This is a genomic window from Xenorhabdus poinarii G6, from assembly GCF_000968175.1.
Taxonomy (GTDB): domain Bacteria; phylum Pseudomonadota; class Gammaproteobacteria; order Enterobacterales; family Enterobacteriaceae; genus Xenorhabdus; species Xenorhabdus poinarii.
Genome location: NZ_FO704551.1, coordinates 2920502 through 2934712, shown reverse-complemented (window position 1 = coordinate 2934712; position 14211 = coordinate 2920502). Strand labels below are relative to the sequence as shown.

Below are 14211 nucleotides of genomic sequence, written 5' to 3'. Positions count from 1 at the left end.
TGATTTTCTAATAGTTTGTTATACTGAGAGACTTACGTACAACTGAAACGGAGTTAATTATGTTAAGTAATAGAGCTGCAAGAAGGTTGTTGGGTATGTCGTATAAATTAAGTAACTCTAAACGTAGAGTCACCCTTTCTCTGCTCAATCTTGCTTCCGGTGGCAACACACATCAAGTACCAGAGCATCTGAATCATTCCTCTTTTGTTTCCATGAAACAGGACGCAGTTTCAGGAAAAACGACCTATCACGTGGGTAATGCTTTTTATCCTGAGCATCTGAATACTCATCGATGATCTGTCGGTTTTTATTCCGCGTTTGTGTACAACACAGCCTCAGTATTATGGCTAAAAATATCGCTGTAAAAGCGTAAAGGCGATAAAAAACTAAACCGCCCATTTCAAGGGGCGGTTCTGGCTCAATAAATCAGAAATCGAATTACTTGCGGCGCCATGTTGTGCCTTGCGGGCCATCTTCCAGTTCAATACCCATTTCATTTAACTGATCACGCGCTGCATCGGCCAAGGCCCATGCTCTATCTTTACGCGCCTCATTACGTTGTTTAATTAACGCTTCGATTTGGGCTACATCATCATCAGCCTGTGCGCTGCCCTGCAAAAAGTGTTCTGGTTCTTGTTCTAACAGGCCAAGAATGCCTGCCAGTTTACGCAACTCAGCAGCCAGACTGTTAGCCGCTGCGATATCTTCTGTCTTCAGACGGTTAATCTCACGCGCCATATCAAACAATACGGAATAGGCTTCTGGTGTGTTGAAATCATCGTTCATGGCTTCAGCAAAACGTGCTTCAAACGCTTCGCCACCGGCAGGTTGAACGGATTTATCTGTGCCACGCAGAGCAGTATACAGACGCTCAAGGGAAGTACGTGCCTGTTTCAGGTTTTCTTCTGTGTAATTCAATTGGCTGCGATAGTGACCAGATAGCAAGAAATAACGCACCGTTTCAGCATCGTAATAGTCCAGTACATCGCGAATAGTGAAGAAGTTGTTCAATGACTTGGACATCTTCTCTTTGTCGACCATGACCATGCCGGAATGCATCCAGTAATTGACGTAAGGGCCATCATGGGCACAAGTTGATTGAGCAATCTCATTTTCGTGGTGCGGGAACATCAAATCAGAGCCACCACCGTGAATATCAAAATGGTGACCTAGCGTTTTGCTGTTCATGGCAGAACATTCAATGTGCCAGCCAGGACGCCCCGCTCCCCATGGCGATTCCCAGCAAGGTTCGCCCGGCTTGGACATTTTCCATAACACGAAGTCCATTGGATTACGTTTGACATCAGCCACTTCAACACGGGCACCCGCTTGCAATTGTGCCAAATCCTGGCGAGAAAGCAGGCCATAATCCGGATTTGTATCGATGGAGAACATGACATCGCCATTTGCAGCAACATAAGCGTGTTCGCGCTTAATCAGTGCTTCTGTAATTGCAATAATCTCTGAGATATGTTTTGTCGCACGGGGTTCTAAATCTGGGCGCAGGATATTCAGTGCATCAAAGTCGCGGTGCATTTCCGCCAACATGCGTGTGGTCAAATCATCACAGCTTTCATTATTTTCGGTTGCACGTTTGATAATTTTGTCATCCACGTCAGTGATGTTCCGAACATACGTCAAATCGTACCCCAGATAACGCAGGTAACGCGCAATGACATCAAATGCAACGAAGGTTCTGCCATGACCAATATGGCACAGGTCATAAATGGTAATGCCACACACGTACATCCCCACTTTTCCTTCATTTATCGGCTTAAATTCTTCTTTTTGACGACTGAGAGTATTGAAAATTTTTAGCATCAGTGGGCGTTTCCGTGAAAATTGATGTACGTGTAATAACGTTAAATGGTTCAGTTGATTATAGGCTTCTTTATCAGCAATATAAATAAACAAGATATAGAGAAGCCAGATGGGGTATTTCACCTTGATATGCAATGCTTTGCAAGTACCGTAAGTTGCCTCGTTCATGATACTGTAGTGATGGATGGAGGAGGCTGTGGTCTCTAACCGAAAAATCTCACGCCAAAAATGGCGATCTACTCGAACTCCCTATTACTGATACTTTGAGGGACTGGTTTCGTCGGCGTTTGACAATGAAGTTGGGAGAACAAGAGTTTGAATACCACCAAAAAGTGGTTTGCCACAAGCGGCGTATCCAAAAAAATCGCGCCTTCGCCCTAAAAAAAAGTTAACGGCATCAATGACAGCACTGACCTCAATATCATTCACGATTTTTTTATTCTTTAATAGCTTATATTCAACGCCGATAGGATGCCAGCGAAGGTATTTTTCAGGGCGATTTTCAAATAAAGCAACAACAGGAATATTTAACGCAGAACTTAAATGAACAGGAGCACTATCAGCCGAAACGATAAGCTCCATACAACTCGTTGCTGCGATCATGTGCTGAACGCTTTTTGTATTGACAAGCGTTGCGGATAAGCCGGAAAAATATTTACTGTTGATCTTATCAGTAGGATCATAAAAAATGAAAAAATCAGCCTGACTATTCATACTTTTGATAAGATTTAACCATTTTGAAAGATCCCATTTTCGTTCAACTGATTTATTAGATACAAACAATCCTATTTTCAGTTTATTGGAATTTATTTTCTTTAACCATTCCTCTCGTAAGTCATGGTTAGGGTAGACAGTCAATTTTAATACATCAGTTTTAGGTAAATTTATTTCAGGAAGTAATTTAAATCCTGATAAACATTCATGAATAATAGGTCTATTTGAAACATGGTCATTATTGCGATCATCAAATTCGGTTGCATGGGTATGCCATCGCGCATCAGGAATATTGAGATGACGGATAAACTGAATGCTATTTTTATTTACGCCACCATTCGGAATAATACCTAAATCAAACTTTAAACTTCTCAAGCGAAATATTAAAGCGATTCGTTTAATGAATGCATTAAGTTTGCCGGGTTCAATATTACGTTCACATTGTTTACTGTAAACATAGGTATGAACACAGGATATATGAGGGTTGTTTTCTAATATAGGAGAATTATATTTATTGGCTAAAACATGAATTTCAGAATCGGGCCATTTATTTTTGATCGCTTGAATTAATGGTGTAGTGCATATCATATCACCAAGAAAATCTATTCTGATGATAAGAATCCTAAATCTTTTCATTTAATTCAGTTCCAAGTTGGTTTGATCAGGTGGTGGTTGTTCTAAGGTTTTTACTCGGCCATTTTCATTCATACTTTCTCCCTTATGGGATGTAAAATAAGATTATCTTGTCTCATTTATGAGGAAATATAGTTCAACAGACTAATTTAACTACCATTTTCTTTAATGATTTTTAGATAACTTTAGTCACTTATCTGTATAGTCAATATTGGGTTTTATTTTTGTAATCAACAATGAGCCTTCTAATTAGTGTTTTTTCTGGTGCTTATATTGTCAGTTAGTAAAGGGATCACATCATTACAGTGATTGGCTCATTTTGGCGTTAGGGCAGTTTCCTGCCCTAATATATATTAAGGGTGAGAAATTTCTTTTCTGGCTAATTCAGCGAGAAAAGCAGAACGGTTTTTATAGTGACCGTTTTCCTTAATGTAGCGATCTATCGCGGTTAATAGATTACCGGGCATGGTCAAGTTGAATTTGACTGCCTTTGATTCATATTTCGCGGGATCTAACTCAATGAGTGCAATAACCCCACCATCTTCAGACAAGCGAGAATCGTTGATATAATCTGATGGGTCTTTCGGTGCAGGGACGTACCCACCTTGCTCAGTCAAAACTTCCATGTGCTGCTCGAAAGCGCTTTCAGCATCACGGATAGATTCTTCTAGGAACCAGAAAATTATTAGCGGGTGCAATACAGCAATTATCCGAGGGTGATTATTCAATCGCCACATCATCAAACTATATCGCAAGTATTGAAAAAAATATGACTATTGATGTTGGGAAAAATGCCACGGTAGAAATAGGTCAAAAGCTAATAGAGAAAGTTGGACAGATAAAGCAAAGTATCGCAGGCGAACAGCAACAAATCATAGCACCCGTTGTTTGGATAGGTAGCCAACAAATCAACGTTGCTCAGCTGATGATAGACACTCTTGATGTGGTCAAGGAATTGGCAGAACTGACCGCCGCGCATACGCATCACAATACCAGTCCCCCGGAGAACGCCAGCGCGATACGCAATACGGCGTATAAATCGGATGGGCTGAAACGGAAGTATTCGCCGGTGATTGGCTAAACGTCGACCTCGCTTCGGCGGGGTTTATTTTTGTCTGTTATCTTTTATGTAAACAAAAAAGTTGACATAGTAAGCATTAATGTTTACTATAATCCCATGTTCAACAGAATGGAGGAGTGGTGAAGCAAAGCGAGTTTAGACGGTGGCTGGAAGCTCAAGGTGTCGAAGTTTCAAACGGGACAAACCATCTGAAACTGAAATATCAGGGGAAACGAAGCATCATGCCAAGGCACCCCAGCCAAGAGCTAAAAGAGCCACTGAGGAAAGCAATCATTAAGCAATTAGGATTGTGATAAAAACCAGCCTCGCAAGGGGCTGGTTCTCGCACATACTTCACCATGAGATACTATGCGATATCCAGTCACACTAGAGCCAGTAGAAGAGGGCGGTTATTTTGTCTCGTTCCCAGATATCCCCGAAGCCTTAACGCAAGGGGAGACACGGGAAGAAGCGCTGGAGATGGCACTTGATGCGTTAATCACGTCATTTGAATTTTATTTCGAAGACAATGAGAAAATCCCGCTTCCTCGCTCCGTAGGGCGTGATGATGATTATGTCGATGTGCCTTTAAGCGTGGCCTCTAAAGTACTGATGCTCAATGCGTTTGTTGATTCTAAGTTAACGCAAACTGAGCTAGCCAGCCGTATGGGGGTGAAAAAGCAGGAAGTGACACGCATCTTTGACTTACGGCATTCAACCAAGATTGATACGGTAGGTAAGGTCGCGACGGCGATCGGCCATCAATTAACTTTGTCTATTGAGTAACGAAGATCGCCATTAAGGGGCCGCGTTAAACCGTGGCCTTTTTTATTTTCTCACCAAAGCGCAATCAGACGTACACAGTGCCATTCACTCATAAATCTACTGTCCCTCTGCGATTAATTTGGATCGCGTCCCTGCGTTGCGCTCACGCCGCACAATCCCCACGAAATAAACGTAAACTTGACGTAAAACGCACTACTCCGCACCCGCCTGCACAATTTGGATCTCAAAATTATTTCAGTTTTAAAATCCTACAAGACGAACTTCCAGACCGCGCCAACACTGGCAGTGTGGGAAAAACGGTAAAATGAAAGGTGTGAAAAGATTTTCAGGGAATTACAGTTTTTGGATCTAGATCGGATCGCGGGGAAAATATCAGTGTATTGATATTAAAGAAAAATTTCTATTTCACGTGAGAAATAAGATCACGAAGAAAGGACAAAGGAAATTTTAAAATACAGGAACGGCGCGGCTTTGTGGTAGAAGAAAAACTGAAATCAAGTGAATCAGAGTTAATATATTTTTAGTGGCTGCAAAAATTTTTTCTATTTAGTTTATTTGGTTAAAAAATGCTCTCCATTATGTGTGAATCGGAATGCTGAAGGGACACTAAATTTTTCTCAGGGGACAAAAAGGGGACACTAACCTACAAAAACAAAAAAGCCACTTGTTAGAAAGTGGCTTAATGTACTGATTTAACAGCGAAAATTTGGTGGCCCCTGCTGGACTTGAACCAGCGACCAAGCGATTATGAGTCGCCTGCTCTAACCACTGAGCTAAGGGGCCATTGAAGTGGGATGATTATACGGTACAGTTTGGTCTTAGGTCTAGTCCCCAAAATTCATATGCGTGTTTTATATACAATAATCAGTATTTTTTAACGGATTACCGCCTATTGGAAGTAAGACGAAAGGCTTTTTTAGGGATGAATATGGCTTCTAGCAGTCATATTTCTGATTGCTTATGCGTACCGTCGTGAAGATACAGAAATGAAAAAGCGTCTGCCGGAACAGACGCTTTCAGATTTACCCGTCAATTCGTTGATCAATCATCAAGGAAGCTGCGCAGTACTTCGGAGCGGCTCGGATGACGCAGTTTACGTAGTGCTTTGGCTTCGATCTGACGAATACGCTCGCGCGTTACATCAAATTGTTTACCCACTTCTTCCAGAGTATGGTCAGTATTCATATCAATACCAAAACGCATACGCAGAACTTTAGCTTCACGCGCCGTCAAACCTGCCAGGACATCGTGCGTTGCGGAACGCAGGCTTTCTGAGGTTGCAGAATCCAGCGGTAATTCGAGGGTAGTATCCTCGATGAAATCGCCTAAATGTGAATCTTCATCATCACCCACCGGGGTTTCCATGGAGATAGGTTCTTTAGCAATTTTCAGTACCTTGCGGATCTTGTCCTCAGGCATCATCATACGCTCTGCCAGTTCTTCCGGCGAAGGCTCACGACCTTTTTCCTGCAACATCTGACGGGAAATACGATTGAGTTTGTTGATGGTTTCAATCATATGTACCGGGATGCGGATGGTACGCGCCTGATCTGCGATAGAACGCGTGATAGCCTGACGGATCCACCATGTCGCGTAAGTTGAAAATTTGTAACCGCGACGGTATTCAAATTTATCAACCGCTTTCATCAGGCCAATATTCCCTTCCTGAATCAAATCGAGGAATTGCAGGCCACGGTTGGTATATTTCTTCGCAATCGAAATCACCAGACGCAAGTTGGCCTCAACCATCTCTTTCTTCGCACGGCGGGCTTTCGCTTCACCGATTGACATGCGGCGGTTGATATCTTTGACCTGTTCAATCGTCAGGCCAGTTTCTTCTTCGATCTGGCGTAACTTTTGTAAGCCACGCATTACTTCTTCTTCGACTTCCAGCAATTTATCAGACCATGGCTTGTTCATTGCTTTTGCAGCCGTGAACCATGTGTCAGTCGTTTCATTGCCAGAGAACAGCGTAATGAAGTTTTTCTTCGGCATTTTGCACTGCTCAACACACATCTTCATGATCTGACGTTCTTGAAGACGTACACGATCCATCATGGAACGCATGTTGTTGACCAGATGATCAAACTGTTTTGGTACGAGGCGAAACTGTTTGAAAACTTCAGATAAAGTCAATATTTCTGCTGCGGTATTAGGATGACTGCGGCCATGAGCCTTGATTGCTTGACGAGTCTGCTCATATTGCTCACGCAATTCTTGGAATTTCTGACGCGCTAATTCCGGATCGATGCTGTTATCATCTTCGCTGTCAGCATCATCACTCTCTTCGTCATCCTCATCGTCATCTTCATTGTCTAACTCTTCCTGAGAAAGTTCTGAGCCAATGTGAGTCGCTGTCGGTGCAATATCTTCTTCTGCATTAGGATCAACGAAACCCGTGATCAAATCGGACAGACGACTTTCGCCGGATTCAACGCGGTCGTACTGTTCCAGCAAGTAAGTAATCGCTTCAGGGTATTCAGCAACGGAGCACTGAACTTGGTTGATGCCATCTTCAATGCGCTTTGCAATGTCAATCTCACCTTCACGAGTCAAAAGCTCAACCGTACCCATTTCACGCATGTACATGCGAACCGGATCAGTGGTACGACCGATTTCTGACTCGACACTGGATAACACTTGCGCGGCTGCTTCCGCTGCGTCTTCATCTGTATCGTTTGTGTTTTCTGCCAATATGAGATCATCAGCATCAGGTGCTTCTTCCATTACCTGGATGCCCATGTCATTGATCATTTGGATGATATCTTCTATCTGATCAGAATCGACGATATCTTCCGGCAGATGGTCATTGACCTCAGCATAGGTCAGATAGCCTTGCTCCTTACCTCGGGTGACAAGTAGCTTTAGCTGTGACTGCGGGTTTTGCTCCATAAGACGGTATCCACACTTCAGAGTATTGGTTGGTGTCGGTCGGCGAAACAAATATGCCAACGATAACATTTGGGGCGTTTTCATTACATTGCCGCTGCCCTCTGTGGCGGCAATTGTAGGACTATTTACCCTACTTAATGCGGCATTTAAGCCGTGAATTCTGTGTCATGATTTTAGGTGTTGGTTTAGAACCTGTTTCACCAAGCTATATTTTTATCAGCGATATTTTCATCAAATGACATGACGGATATAAACCTATTGTGTAATTAAACCATTATGTAATTAAACCATTGGGTCATTCAGCTGAGTCATATAGTCTCGTTGAGACAGATTCTTATTTTCCTGCACCAGATAGCGTAATTAACCTGACTTCTTCGCGCTCTTCGGGCGTCAAACCTTCCGTTCTTTCTTTAGCAATCAGAAAGTTAAAACGCTCATCAAGTGCTGACGCGAAAAGATGGTTCAGCGCATCGCTGAAAGTTTTTTCAGCAATTTCTTCAAGTTGTATATCGTCCCATGCAGCGAGCTTTTCAAGCTGTTTAGCATATTTATTATCGCGATATTGCTCTAACAGTTGCCCGGTGGTTAATCCGGGTTGGGCAAGGCATGTATCGACAAGCTCTGTGAATAATGGCAACCCTGCTATCTGAGTCGGAAACATTCCCTGTAGTGGGGGAACTAATGTCGCTAAATGCGGATTTTGCACCAGCAATGCAATAAGAATGCGCATTGTTGTGGGCTTTAGTTTTAGCGCCTGATAAGTATTGGTATCTTTTTTGACAAGTTTTGCCAGAAATCGTTCCAATTGTGTTGTATCAGGAGAACCTAACAGGTTTCCAAGCTCTTTAAGCAGGTAAAGCCGCAATGCTTCCCCCGGGATTTGACTGAGCAGCGGCATGGCTAGCGAACTGAGTTTAGTCGCTCCTTCAGGGGTACTTAAATCCACTTGTGGCAGGAGTGATTCAAATAAGAATGCAGATAAGGTCAATGCCTTTTCTGTTCTTTGCTCGAATACTGCCCGTCCTTCTTTTCGAATCAGTGAATCCGGATCTTCGCCATCAGGCAAGAACATAAAACGCAATTGTCGGCCATCATTCAGGTAAGGCAATGCTGTTTCTAGCGTGCGCCACGCGGCATCACGGCCGGCTCGGTCACCATCATAGCAACAGATGATAGTATCGGTTGTTCTGAAAAGTAACTGAACGTGTTCGGCTGTCGTGGATGTTCCTAGCGAAGCCACAGCATAATCAATGCCGTACTGAGCCAGTGCAATAACATCCATATAACCTTCAACCACCAATAACCGGGTCAGCGTACTGTGGCTCTGCTGGGCTTCATAAAGGCCATATAACTGGCGGCCTTTATGAAAAATGTCTGTTTCCGGCGAGTTCAGGTATTTGGGCAGCGCATCGCCTAGCACCCTGCCGCCGAATGCAATCACGCGACCACGACGATCACGAATAGGGAACATCACACGTTCACGGAAACGATCATAGATGCGGCCATTGTCATTAGTGACCAGCATGCCGGCATCATTGAGCTGTTTCTGATCGTCCTGATTATGGGCAAATTTTTTTAGAACGTTATTCCAGCCCGCAGGGGCAAAACCAATAGCGAAACGTTGAATAATGGCCTCACTGAGCCCGCGTTGAGTCAGGTATTGTCGGGCTGACTGAGCATCGGGCGCATTCAGTGAATGCTGATAGAAGCTGTTAAGCTTCTCCATTAGCTGGTAAAGATTTTGCCTTTGGTGACGTTCGATGTGACCGCCGCCAGAGCCTGCTTCATAGGGGATATCCAGCCCATGCATTGCAGCCAGTTCTTCGATGGATTCAACAAAATCCAGCCTGTCATAATTCATCAAAAAATCAATGGCATTACCATGTGCACCGCAACCGAAGCAATGGTAAAACTGCTTATCACCATTAACCGTAAATGAAGGGGTTTTTTCGTTATGAAAAGGACAGCACGCTTGATGATTTTTACCTTTCTTTTTTAGAGGTACCCTAACATCGATCAAATCAATGATATCGGTTCTTGCTAATAAGTCATTGATAAATATGCGTGGAATTCGTCCAGCCATAAGCCCTTTTACGCCTGTTGATGAACGAGAATAAGCCGCGCTTCCTCTGGGAAAGCACGGCCTTTAACAGCAGTAGTTTGTTATTACAACCACTAAGCGGATTGACCGCAAAGATTAGTACAAACGAGTGCGGCGTGCGTTTTCACGAGCGAGCTTCTTAGCATGACGCTTAACAGCAGAAGCTTTAGCACGTTTGCGTTCAGTCGTTGGTTTTTCATAGAATTCGCGACGACGAACTTCTGCTAATACGCCTGCTTTCTCGCAAGAACGCTTGAAGCGACGCAGTGCGACGTCAAATGGCTCGTTTTCACGTACTTTAATTACTGGCATGTGCCTCTCACCTCAATAGAAATCGGGTTTTTCGCTGGCGTGATAGTGCCAGCCGTCTTTAAAATGGTGCGGAATTTTACTTCAATGAACACGGCTTTGTAAAGTGCCGAGGAAAATTGAAACCGATAACGCCACGGGTTACAGAGTGATAAAAACAATCTGATGTCAGCGTTATTAACGTTAACCACACAGGATATTCAAGTAGGGGATTGATTATAGACTAAACAGAAAAAATAGCCAGCATGTAATAGACTGAATGGCGTGAATATTGATAGGGATTTAGGGGCATAATAGGGGGGCATAAATAGATAGTGTTACAAACAGATAATGTTACACTGACGCCCGTTGAAAGGAATACGAATGTGCATCGAGATTAAATAACAAGACGCAAAACGACGAGACAAGACGAGACAAAGAGTGCAATGCGAGTTTTAGGTATAGAAACGTCTTGCGATGAAACCGGAATCGCAATTTATGATGACAAAACCGGTCTGCTAGCCAACCAATTGTATAGCCAGGTCAAATTACATGCTGATTATGGCGGTGTTGTGCCTGAACTGGCATCCCGTGACCACATTCGTAAAACGGTTCCTTTGATTCAGGCGGCTTTAAAGGAAGCCGGTCTGACAAGTCATGATATTGATGCGGTTGCTTACACTGCGGGGCCGGGATTGGTCGGAGCGTTACTGGTTGGTGCAACTATCGGGCGTTCGTTGGCATTTGCGTGGGATGTTCCTGCGATTCCCGTGCATCATATGGAAGGCCATTTGCTGGCACCGATGCTGGAAGAAAACAGCCCTGAGTTTCCTTTTGTTGCCTTACTGGTTTCAGGCGGTCATACCCAACTGATTAGCGTGACAGGTATTGGTGAATACACACTGTTAGGTGAATCTATTGACGATGCAGCAGGTGAGGCTTTTGATAAAACAGCAAAACTGCTTGGTCTGGATTACCCCGGGGGGCCGGTGCTTTCCTGTATGGCACAGCAAGGTAAGGCTGGACGCTTTGTCTTCCCACGGCCGATGACAGATCGTCCCGGGCTGGATTTCAGCTTCTCTGGTCTGAAAACATTCGCCGCCAATACGATCCGTCATCATCTTCATGGCCAGGATGTGGCTGAAGAGGCGCAAATCAAAGCGGATATTGCTCGTGCTTTTGAAGATGCGGTTGTGGATACCTTGGCGATTAAGTGTAAACGTGCTTTGGAACAGACGGGATTCAAACGTCTGGTCATGGCCGGTGGCGTGAGCGCAAATCGAACATTGCGTACCAAAATGCAGGACGTGATGGAAAAATTGGGCGGTGAAGTTTTCTATGCCCGTCCCGAATTCTGTACTGACAATGGGGCAATGATCGCGCTGGCGGGTATGATCCGTTTGCAAGGAGGGGAAGCCGGAGAATTGGGCGTCACGGTGAAAGCACGTTGGCCGCTGGCGGATCTGCCTGCATTAAAACCACAACAAGAGTAACCGCTATTTTAACAGGAAGGCGCATTTAAATACTGCCTTCCTGCCATTATTTTTACATTTACTCTGCCGTTAACACAATTTTCAGGGCTTTTTCCTGTGCGGCGTGACTAAAGACGTCATAGGCGGTTTCAATTTGACTCAATGGATAGCGGTGAGTCACCAGTTTTTCAGGCGAAATTTTGCCTGACTGGACACTTTTTAGCAGCATCGGTGTGCTGCTGGTATTGACTAATCCGGTTGTGATGGTGATATTTTTGATCCAAAGTTCTTCGAGATGTAATTCAACCGCTTTTCCGTGAACCCCGATGTTAGCGATGTAGCCGCCTGCGGCGATGATATCCTGACATACCTTGAATGTGGCGGGGATACCGACACACTCCATTGCGACGTCTACGCCAATACCGTTTGTCAGTTTCTGGATCACGTCCACCACATTTTGACGTGTCGGGTTGATAATGGTGTCTGCGCCAAGCTGTTGGGCGACATGAAGGCGGTTATCATCGGTATCAATCATGATGATATGTGCCGGTGAGTAGAATTGTGATGCCAGTAGCGTAGAAAGGCCAACCGGCCCTGCGCCGACCAGAGCGATAATATGACCGGGTTGTACTTTGCCATTGATAACCCCGATTTCAAGCCCTGTTGGCAAGATATCACTCAACATTAATGCGGCTTCTTCGTCTACATCTGCGGGCAGTGGGTGTAGGCTGTTATCGGCATAGGGGATGCGCACTTGCTCGGCCTGAGTACCATCGATTTTATGCCCGAGTATCCAACCGCCATCTTCACAGTGTGAATAAAGCTGACGTTTGCAATAATGACAACTACCACAGACGGTAATACAGGAGATAATGACTTTATCACCGACGTTGATATGACGGACAGATCCCCCGACGGCTTCAACAATCCCAATCCCCTCATGACCCAAGATCCGACCTTCGTCTACAGTTGGAACATCACCTTTGAGAATATGCAGATCGGTTCCGCAAATCGTCGTTTTGACGATACGAACAATCGCATCGGTTGGCTCAATCAGTTGAGGTGGTGCTTTTTCTTCCCAGCGTTTTTTGCCTGCGCCGTGATAAACAAGTGCTTTCATAGACTCCTCCACGGGTGATAAATTGAAATAATGGGAATAACTCAAAATATGAAACCTCCGTGTAGACTTTAATTTAGTTTATCTCTTCCTGAAGAGCCATGATTGTGCAATAAATTTGCCATTGGGGAACCCGGGTTGGCGGAAACAGGGAACTCAGCAACACCTCCGTTCGTCAGAGGGCGATTCGCCTCAATCGTCTTGTTTTTCTTGCTCTTTGGCGGCTTGAATTTTCTCTTTATCTGTCATTTCCTGTTTCTTTTTCAGTTTCTGCCAGATGCGGCTTTCCTGCCCTCGCCATAGGCGTTGAATATTATCGTGATGACGCATGAGTATCAGACATGACAGCATTGCGACGGGAAAAGTAAACTCAGGCTTGAACCACCAGACGTAGAAAGGTGCAATTAATGCACTGACGATAGCTCCTAATGACGAATAGCCGCTTAACAGCACGGTCAGTAGCCATGTGCCGGCGACCAATCCCATCAAATCCCAACCGATAGCAGCAATAGCACCAAAAGCGGTTGCGACCCCTTTTCCGCCTTTGAAATGAAAGAAGAGAGGATAAATATGCCCCAGACAGGCGGTAATGGCGATAATGCCTAAGTAAAATGGGGAAATACTGAGCTTGTACGCCAGCCAAACCGGTATTAGCCCTTTCAGGACATCGCAGAGCAGTACTGCCAGGGCAGCCCATTTTCCCCCGATACGCAGTACATTCGTTGCTCCTGGGTTGCCGGAACCATGTTGGCGTGGATCGGGAAGTCCTGCTAAGCGACTGATCACTATCGCGCTGGACATAGAGCCACATAAATACGCGAAGACGATCATGCCAAGCGCGATTGCACTCATAAGATATCTCCAATGAATAAGAGTCGTTTTCTTAAACCTAACAATGGATAATACGCACATTTCGTCGGAAGTGGTATCTGACGAACGGAAAAACGGGGAATAAAGGCCGTGATGGATATCGTATTTATTGAAGAATTAACCGTCATTACCACTATTGGTGTTTATGACTGGGAACAGACGATTAAACAGAAATTAGTGTTCGATATCGAAATGGGATGGGACAATAAACTTGCCGCTTCCAGTGATCATGTGGAGCACTGTCTGGATTATGCCAGGGTCAGTGAAACAATCATTAACCATGTGGAAAACCAACGTTTTGCTTTGGTTGAGCGAGTTGCTGAAGAGGTGGCGAGTATTTTGCTAAACCAATTTCATTCTCCTTGGGTCAGGGTAAAAGTCAGTAAGCCAGGTGCGGTGACACAGGCAAAAAGTGTTGGTGTCGTGATTGAACGGAGCGCAGGTTAACGGGCAGGAT

13 protein-coding genes, 1 tRNA gene and 1 pseudogene are annotated in these 14211 nt (G+C 44.5%); 6 read left to right on the top strand and 9 right to left on the bottom strand.

Translation table 11 applies throughout. From position 1 onward, the window contains the following. Nucleotides 1–59: 59 nt before the first annotated feature. Entirely contained in the window at nucleotides 60–296 is a 237-nt protein-coding gene (sra, locus tag XPG1_RS17755; RefSeq protein WP_071825387.1) for a stationary-phase-induced ribosome-associated protein, read from the top strand. Nucleotides 297–438: 142 nt separating this feature from the next. Here the strand turns inward: sra and cysS are convergent, their stop codons facing one another. The 3 genes and pseudogenes from cysS to XPG1_RS13625 all read right to left on the bottom strand — a co-directional run. Then, nucleotides 439–1821 (bottom strand): cysteine--tRNA ligase, encoded by a 1383-nt coding sequence (gene cysS, locus XPG1_RS13635; protein ID WP_045960769.1) that lies wholly within the window; start codon nucleotides 1819–1821, stop codon nucleotides 439–441. 252 nt (nucleotides 1822–2073) lie between these two features. Continuing rightward, on the bottom strand, nucleotides 2074–3171 hold the full coding sequence (locus XPG1_RS13630; RefSeq protein ID WP_071825386.1) for a glycosyltransferase family 9 protein: 1098 nt from the start codon (nucleotides 3169–3171) through the stop codon (nucleotides 2074–2076). A gap of 350 nt (nucleotides 3172–3521) precedes the next feature. Beyond that, a pseudogene (locus XPG1_RS13625) lies at nucleotides 3522–3824 on the bottom strand (type II toxin-antitoxin system HicB family antitoxin); the annotation flags it as partial. Nucleotides 3825–3937: 113 nt separating this feature from the next. Between XPG1_RS13625 and XPG1_RS17750 the strand changes: the two are divergent. From XPG1_RS17750 to XPG1_RS13610, 3 genes are all read left to right on the top strand, one after another. Beyond that, entirely contained in the window at nucleotides 3938–4249 is a 312-nt protein-coding gene (locus XPG1_RS17750; protein WP_231853024.1) for a hypothetical protein, read from the top strand. 119 nt (nucleotides 4250–4368) lie between these two features. Next, nucleotides 4369–4542: a type II toxin-antitoxin system HicA family toxin gene (locus tag XPG1_RS13615; protein ID WP_045959536.1), complete on the top strand. Its 174-nt coding sequence runs from the start codon at nucleotides 4369–4371 to the stop codon at nucleotides 4540–4542. Between the two features lie 55 nt (nucleotides 4543–4597). Next, entirely contained in the window at nucleotides 4598–5014 is a 417-nt protein-coding gene (locus tag XPG1_RS13610) for a type II toxin-antitoxin system HicB family antitoxin (protein ID WP_045959535.1), read from the top strand. 707 nt (nucleotides 5015–5721) lie between these two features. Here the strand turns inward: XPG1_RS13610 and XPG1_RS13605 are convergent. The 4 genes from XPG1_RS13605 to rpsU all read right to left on the bottom strand — a co-directional run bounded on the left by XPG1_RS13605 (nucleotide 5722) and on the right by rpsU (nucleotide 10319). Beyond that, a tRNA-Ile gene (locus XPG1_RS13605) sits at nucleotides 5722–5797 on the bottom strand. Nucleotides 5798–6055: 258 nt separating this feature from the next. Beyond that, nucleotides 6056–7906 (bottom strand): RNA polymerase sigma factor RpoD, encoded by a 1851-nt coding sequence (rpoD, locus tag XPG1_RS13600; protein ID WP_045959534.1) that lies wholly within the window; start codon nucleotides 7904–7906, stop codon nucleotides 6056–6058. Nucleotides 7907–8240: 334 nt separating this feature from the next. Further along, complete coding sequence (gene dnaG, locus XPG1_RS13595) at nucleotides 8241–9989, bottom strand: DNA primase (RefSeq protein ID WP_045959533.1); 1749 nt, start codon at nucleotides 9987–9989, stop codon at nucleotides 8241–8243. 114 nt (nucleotides 9990–10103) lie between these two features. Further along, the gene (gene rpsU, locus XPG1_RS13590; RefSeq protein ID WP_001144069.1) at nucleotides 10104–10319 is read right to left on the bottom strand and encodes a 30S ribosomal protein S21; all 216 of its coding nucleotides are present in this window, start codon (nucleotides 10317–10319) and stop codon (nucleotides 10104–10106) included. A 422-nt stretch (nucleotides 10320–10741) separates the two neighbouring features. Between rpsU and tsaD the strand changes: the two genes are divergently transcribed. Continuing rightward, entirely contained in the window at nucleotides 10742–11788 is a 1047-nt protein-coding gene (gene tsaD / locus XPG1_RS13585) for a tRNA (adenosine(37)-N6)-threonylcarbamoyltransferase complex transferase subunit TsaD (RefSeq protein WP_045959532.1), read from the top strand. A 58-nt stretch (nucleotides 11789–11846) separates the two neighbouring features. Here tsaD and XPG1_RS13580 read toward each other — a convergent pair whose 3' ends face one another. Together XPG1_RS13580 and plsY are read right to left on the bottom strand one after the other, a co-directional pair. Then, nucleotides 11847–12887 (bottom strand): zinc-dependent alcohol dehydrogenase family protein, encoded by a 1041-nt coding sequence (locus XPG1_RS13580; protein ID WP_045959531.1) that lies wholly within the window; start codon nucleotides 12885–12887, stop codon nucleotides 11847–11849. A gap of 189 nt (nucleotides 12888–13076) precedes the next feature. Beyond that, a complete protein-coding gene (plsY, locus tag XPG1_RS13575; protein WP_045959530.1) occupies nucleotides 13077–13736 on the bottom strand; it encodes a glycerol-3-phosphate 1-O-acyltransferase PlsY in 660 nt (219 codons plus the stop codon). Nucleotides 13737–13847: 111 nt separating this feature from the next. On the opposite strand from plsY, the gene folB reads away from it, so the two are divergent. Next, on the top strand, nucleotides 13848–14201 hold the full coding sequence (gene folB / locus XPG1_RS13570) for a bifunctional dihydroneopterin aldolase/7,8-dihydroneopterin epimerase (RefSeq protein WP_157879567.1): 354 nt from the start codon (nucleotides 13848–13850) through the stop codon (nucleotides 14199–14201). Nucleotides 14202–14211 lie beyond the last annotated feature (10 nt).

Coding starts and splice junctions, on each gene's coding strand:
- sra (WP_071825387.1), top strand. CDS start 60: ATGTTAAGTAATAGAGCTGCAAGAAGGTTGTTGGGTATGTCGTATAAA.
- cysS (WP_045960769.1), bottom strand. CDS start 1,821: ATGCTAAAAATTTTCAATACTCTCAGTCGTCAAAAAGAAGAATTTAAG.
- XPG1_RS13630 (WP_071825386.1), bottom strand. CDS start 3,171: ATGAAAAGATTTAGGATTCTTATCATCAGAATAGATTTTCTTGGTGAT.
- XPG1_RS17750 (WP_231853024.1), top strand. CDS start 3,938: ATGACTATTGATGTTGGGAAAAATGCCACGGTAGAAATAGGTCAAAAG.
- XPG1_RS13610 (WP_045959535.1), top strand. CDS start 4,598: ATGCGATATCCAGTCACACTAGAGCCAGTAGAAGAGGGCGGTTATTTT.
- rpoD (WP_045959534.1), bottom strand. CDS start 7,906: ATGGAGCAAAACCCGCAGTCACAGCTAAAGCTACTTGTCACCCGAGGT.
- dnaG (WP_045959533.1), bottom strand. CDS start 9,989: ATGGCTGGACGAATTCCACGCATATTTATCAATGACTTATTAGCAAGA.
- rpsU (WP_001144069.1), bottom strand. CDS start 10,319: ATGCCAGTAATTAAAGTACGTGAAAACGAGCCATTTGACGTCGCACTG.
- tsaD (WP_045959532.1), top strand. CDS start 10,742: ATGCGAGTTTTAGGTATAGAAACGTCTTGCGATGAAACCGGAATCGCA.
- XPG1_RS13580 (WP_045959531.1), bottom strand. CDS start 12,887: ATGAAAGCACTTGTTTATCACGGCGCAGGCAAAAAACGCTGGGAAGAA.
- plsY (WP_045959530.1), bottom strand. CDS start 13,736: ATGAGTGCAATCGCGCTTGGCATGATCGTCTTCGCGTATTTATGTGGC.
- folB (WP_157879567.1), top strand. CDS start 13,848: ATGGATATCGTATTTATTGAAGAATTAACCGTCATTACCACTATTGGT.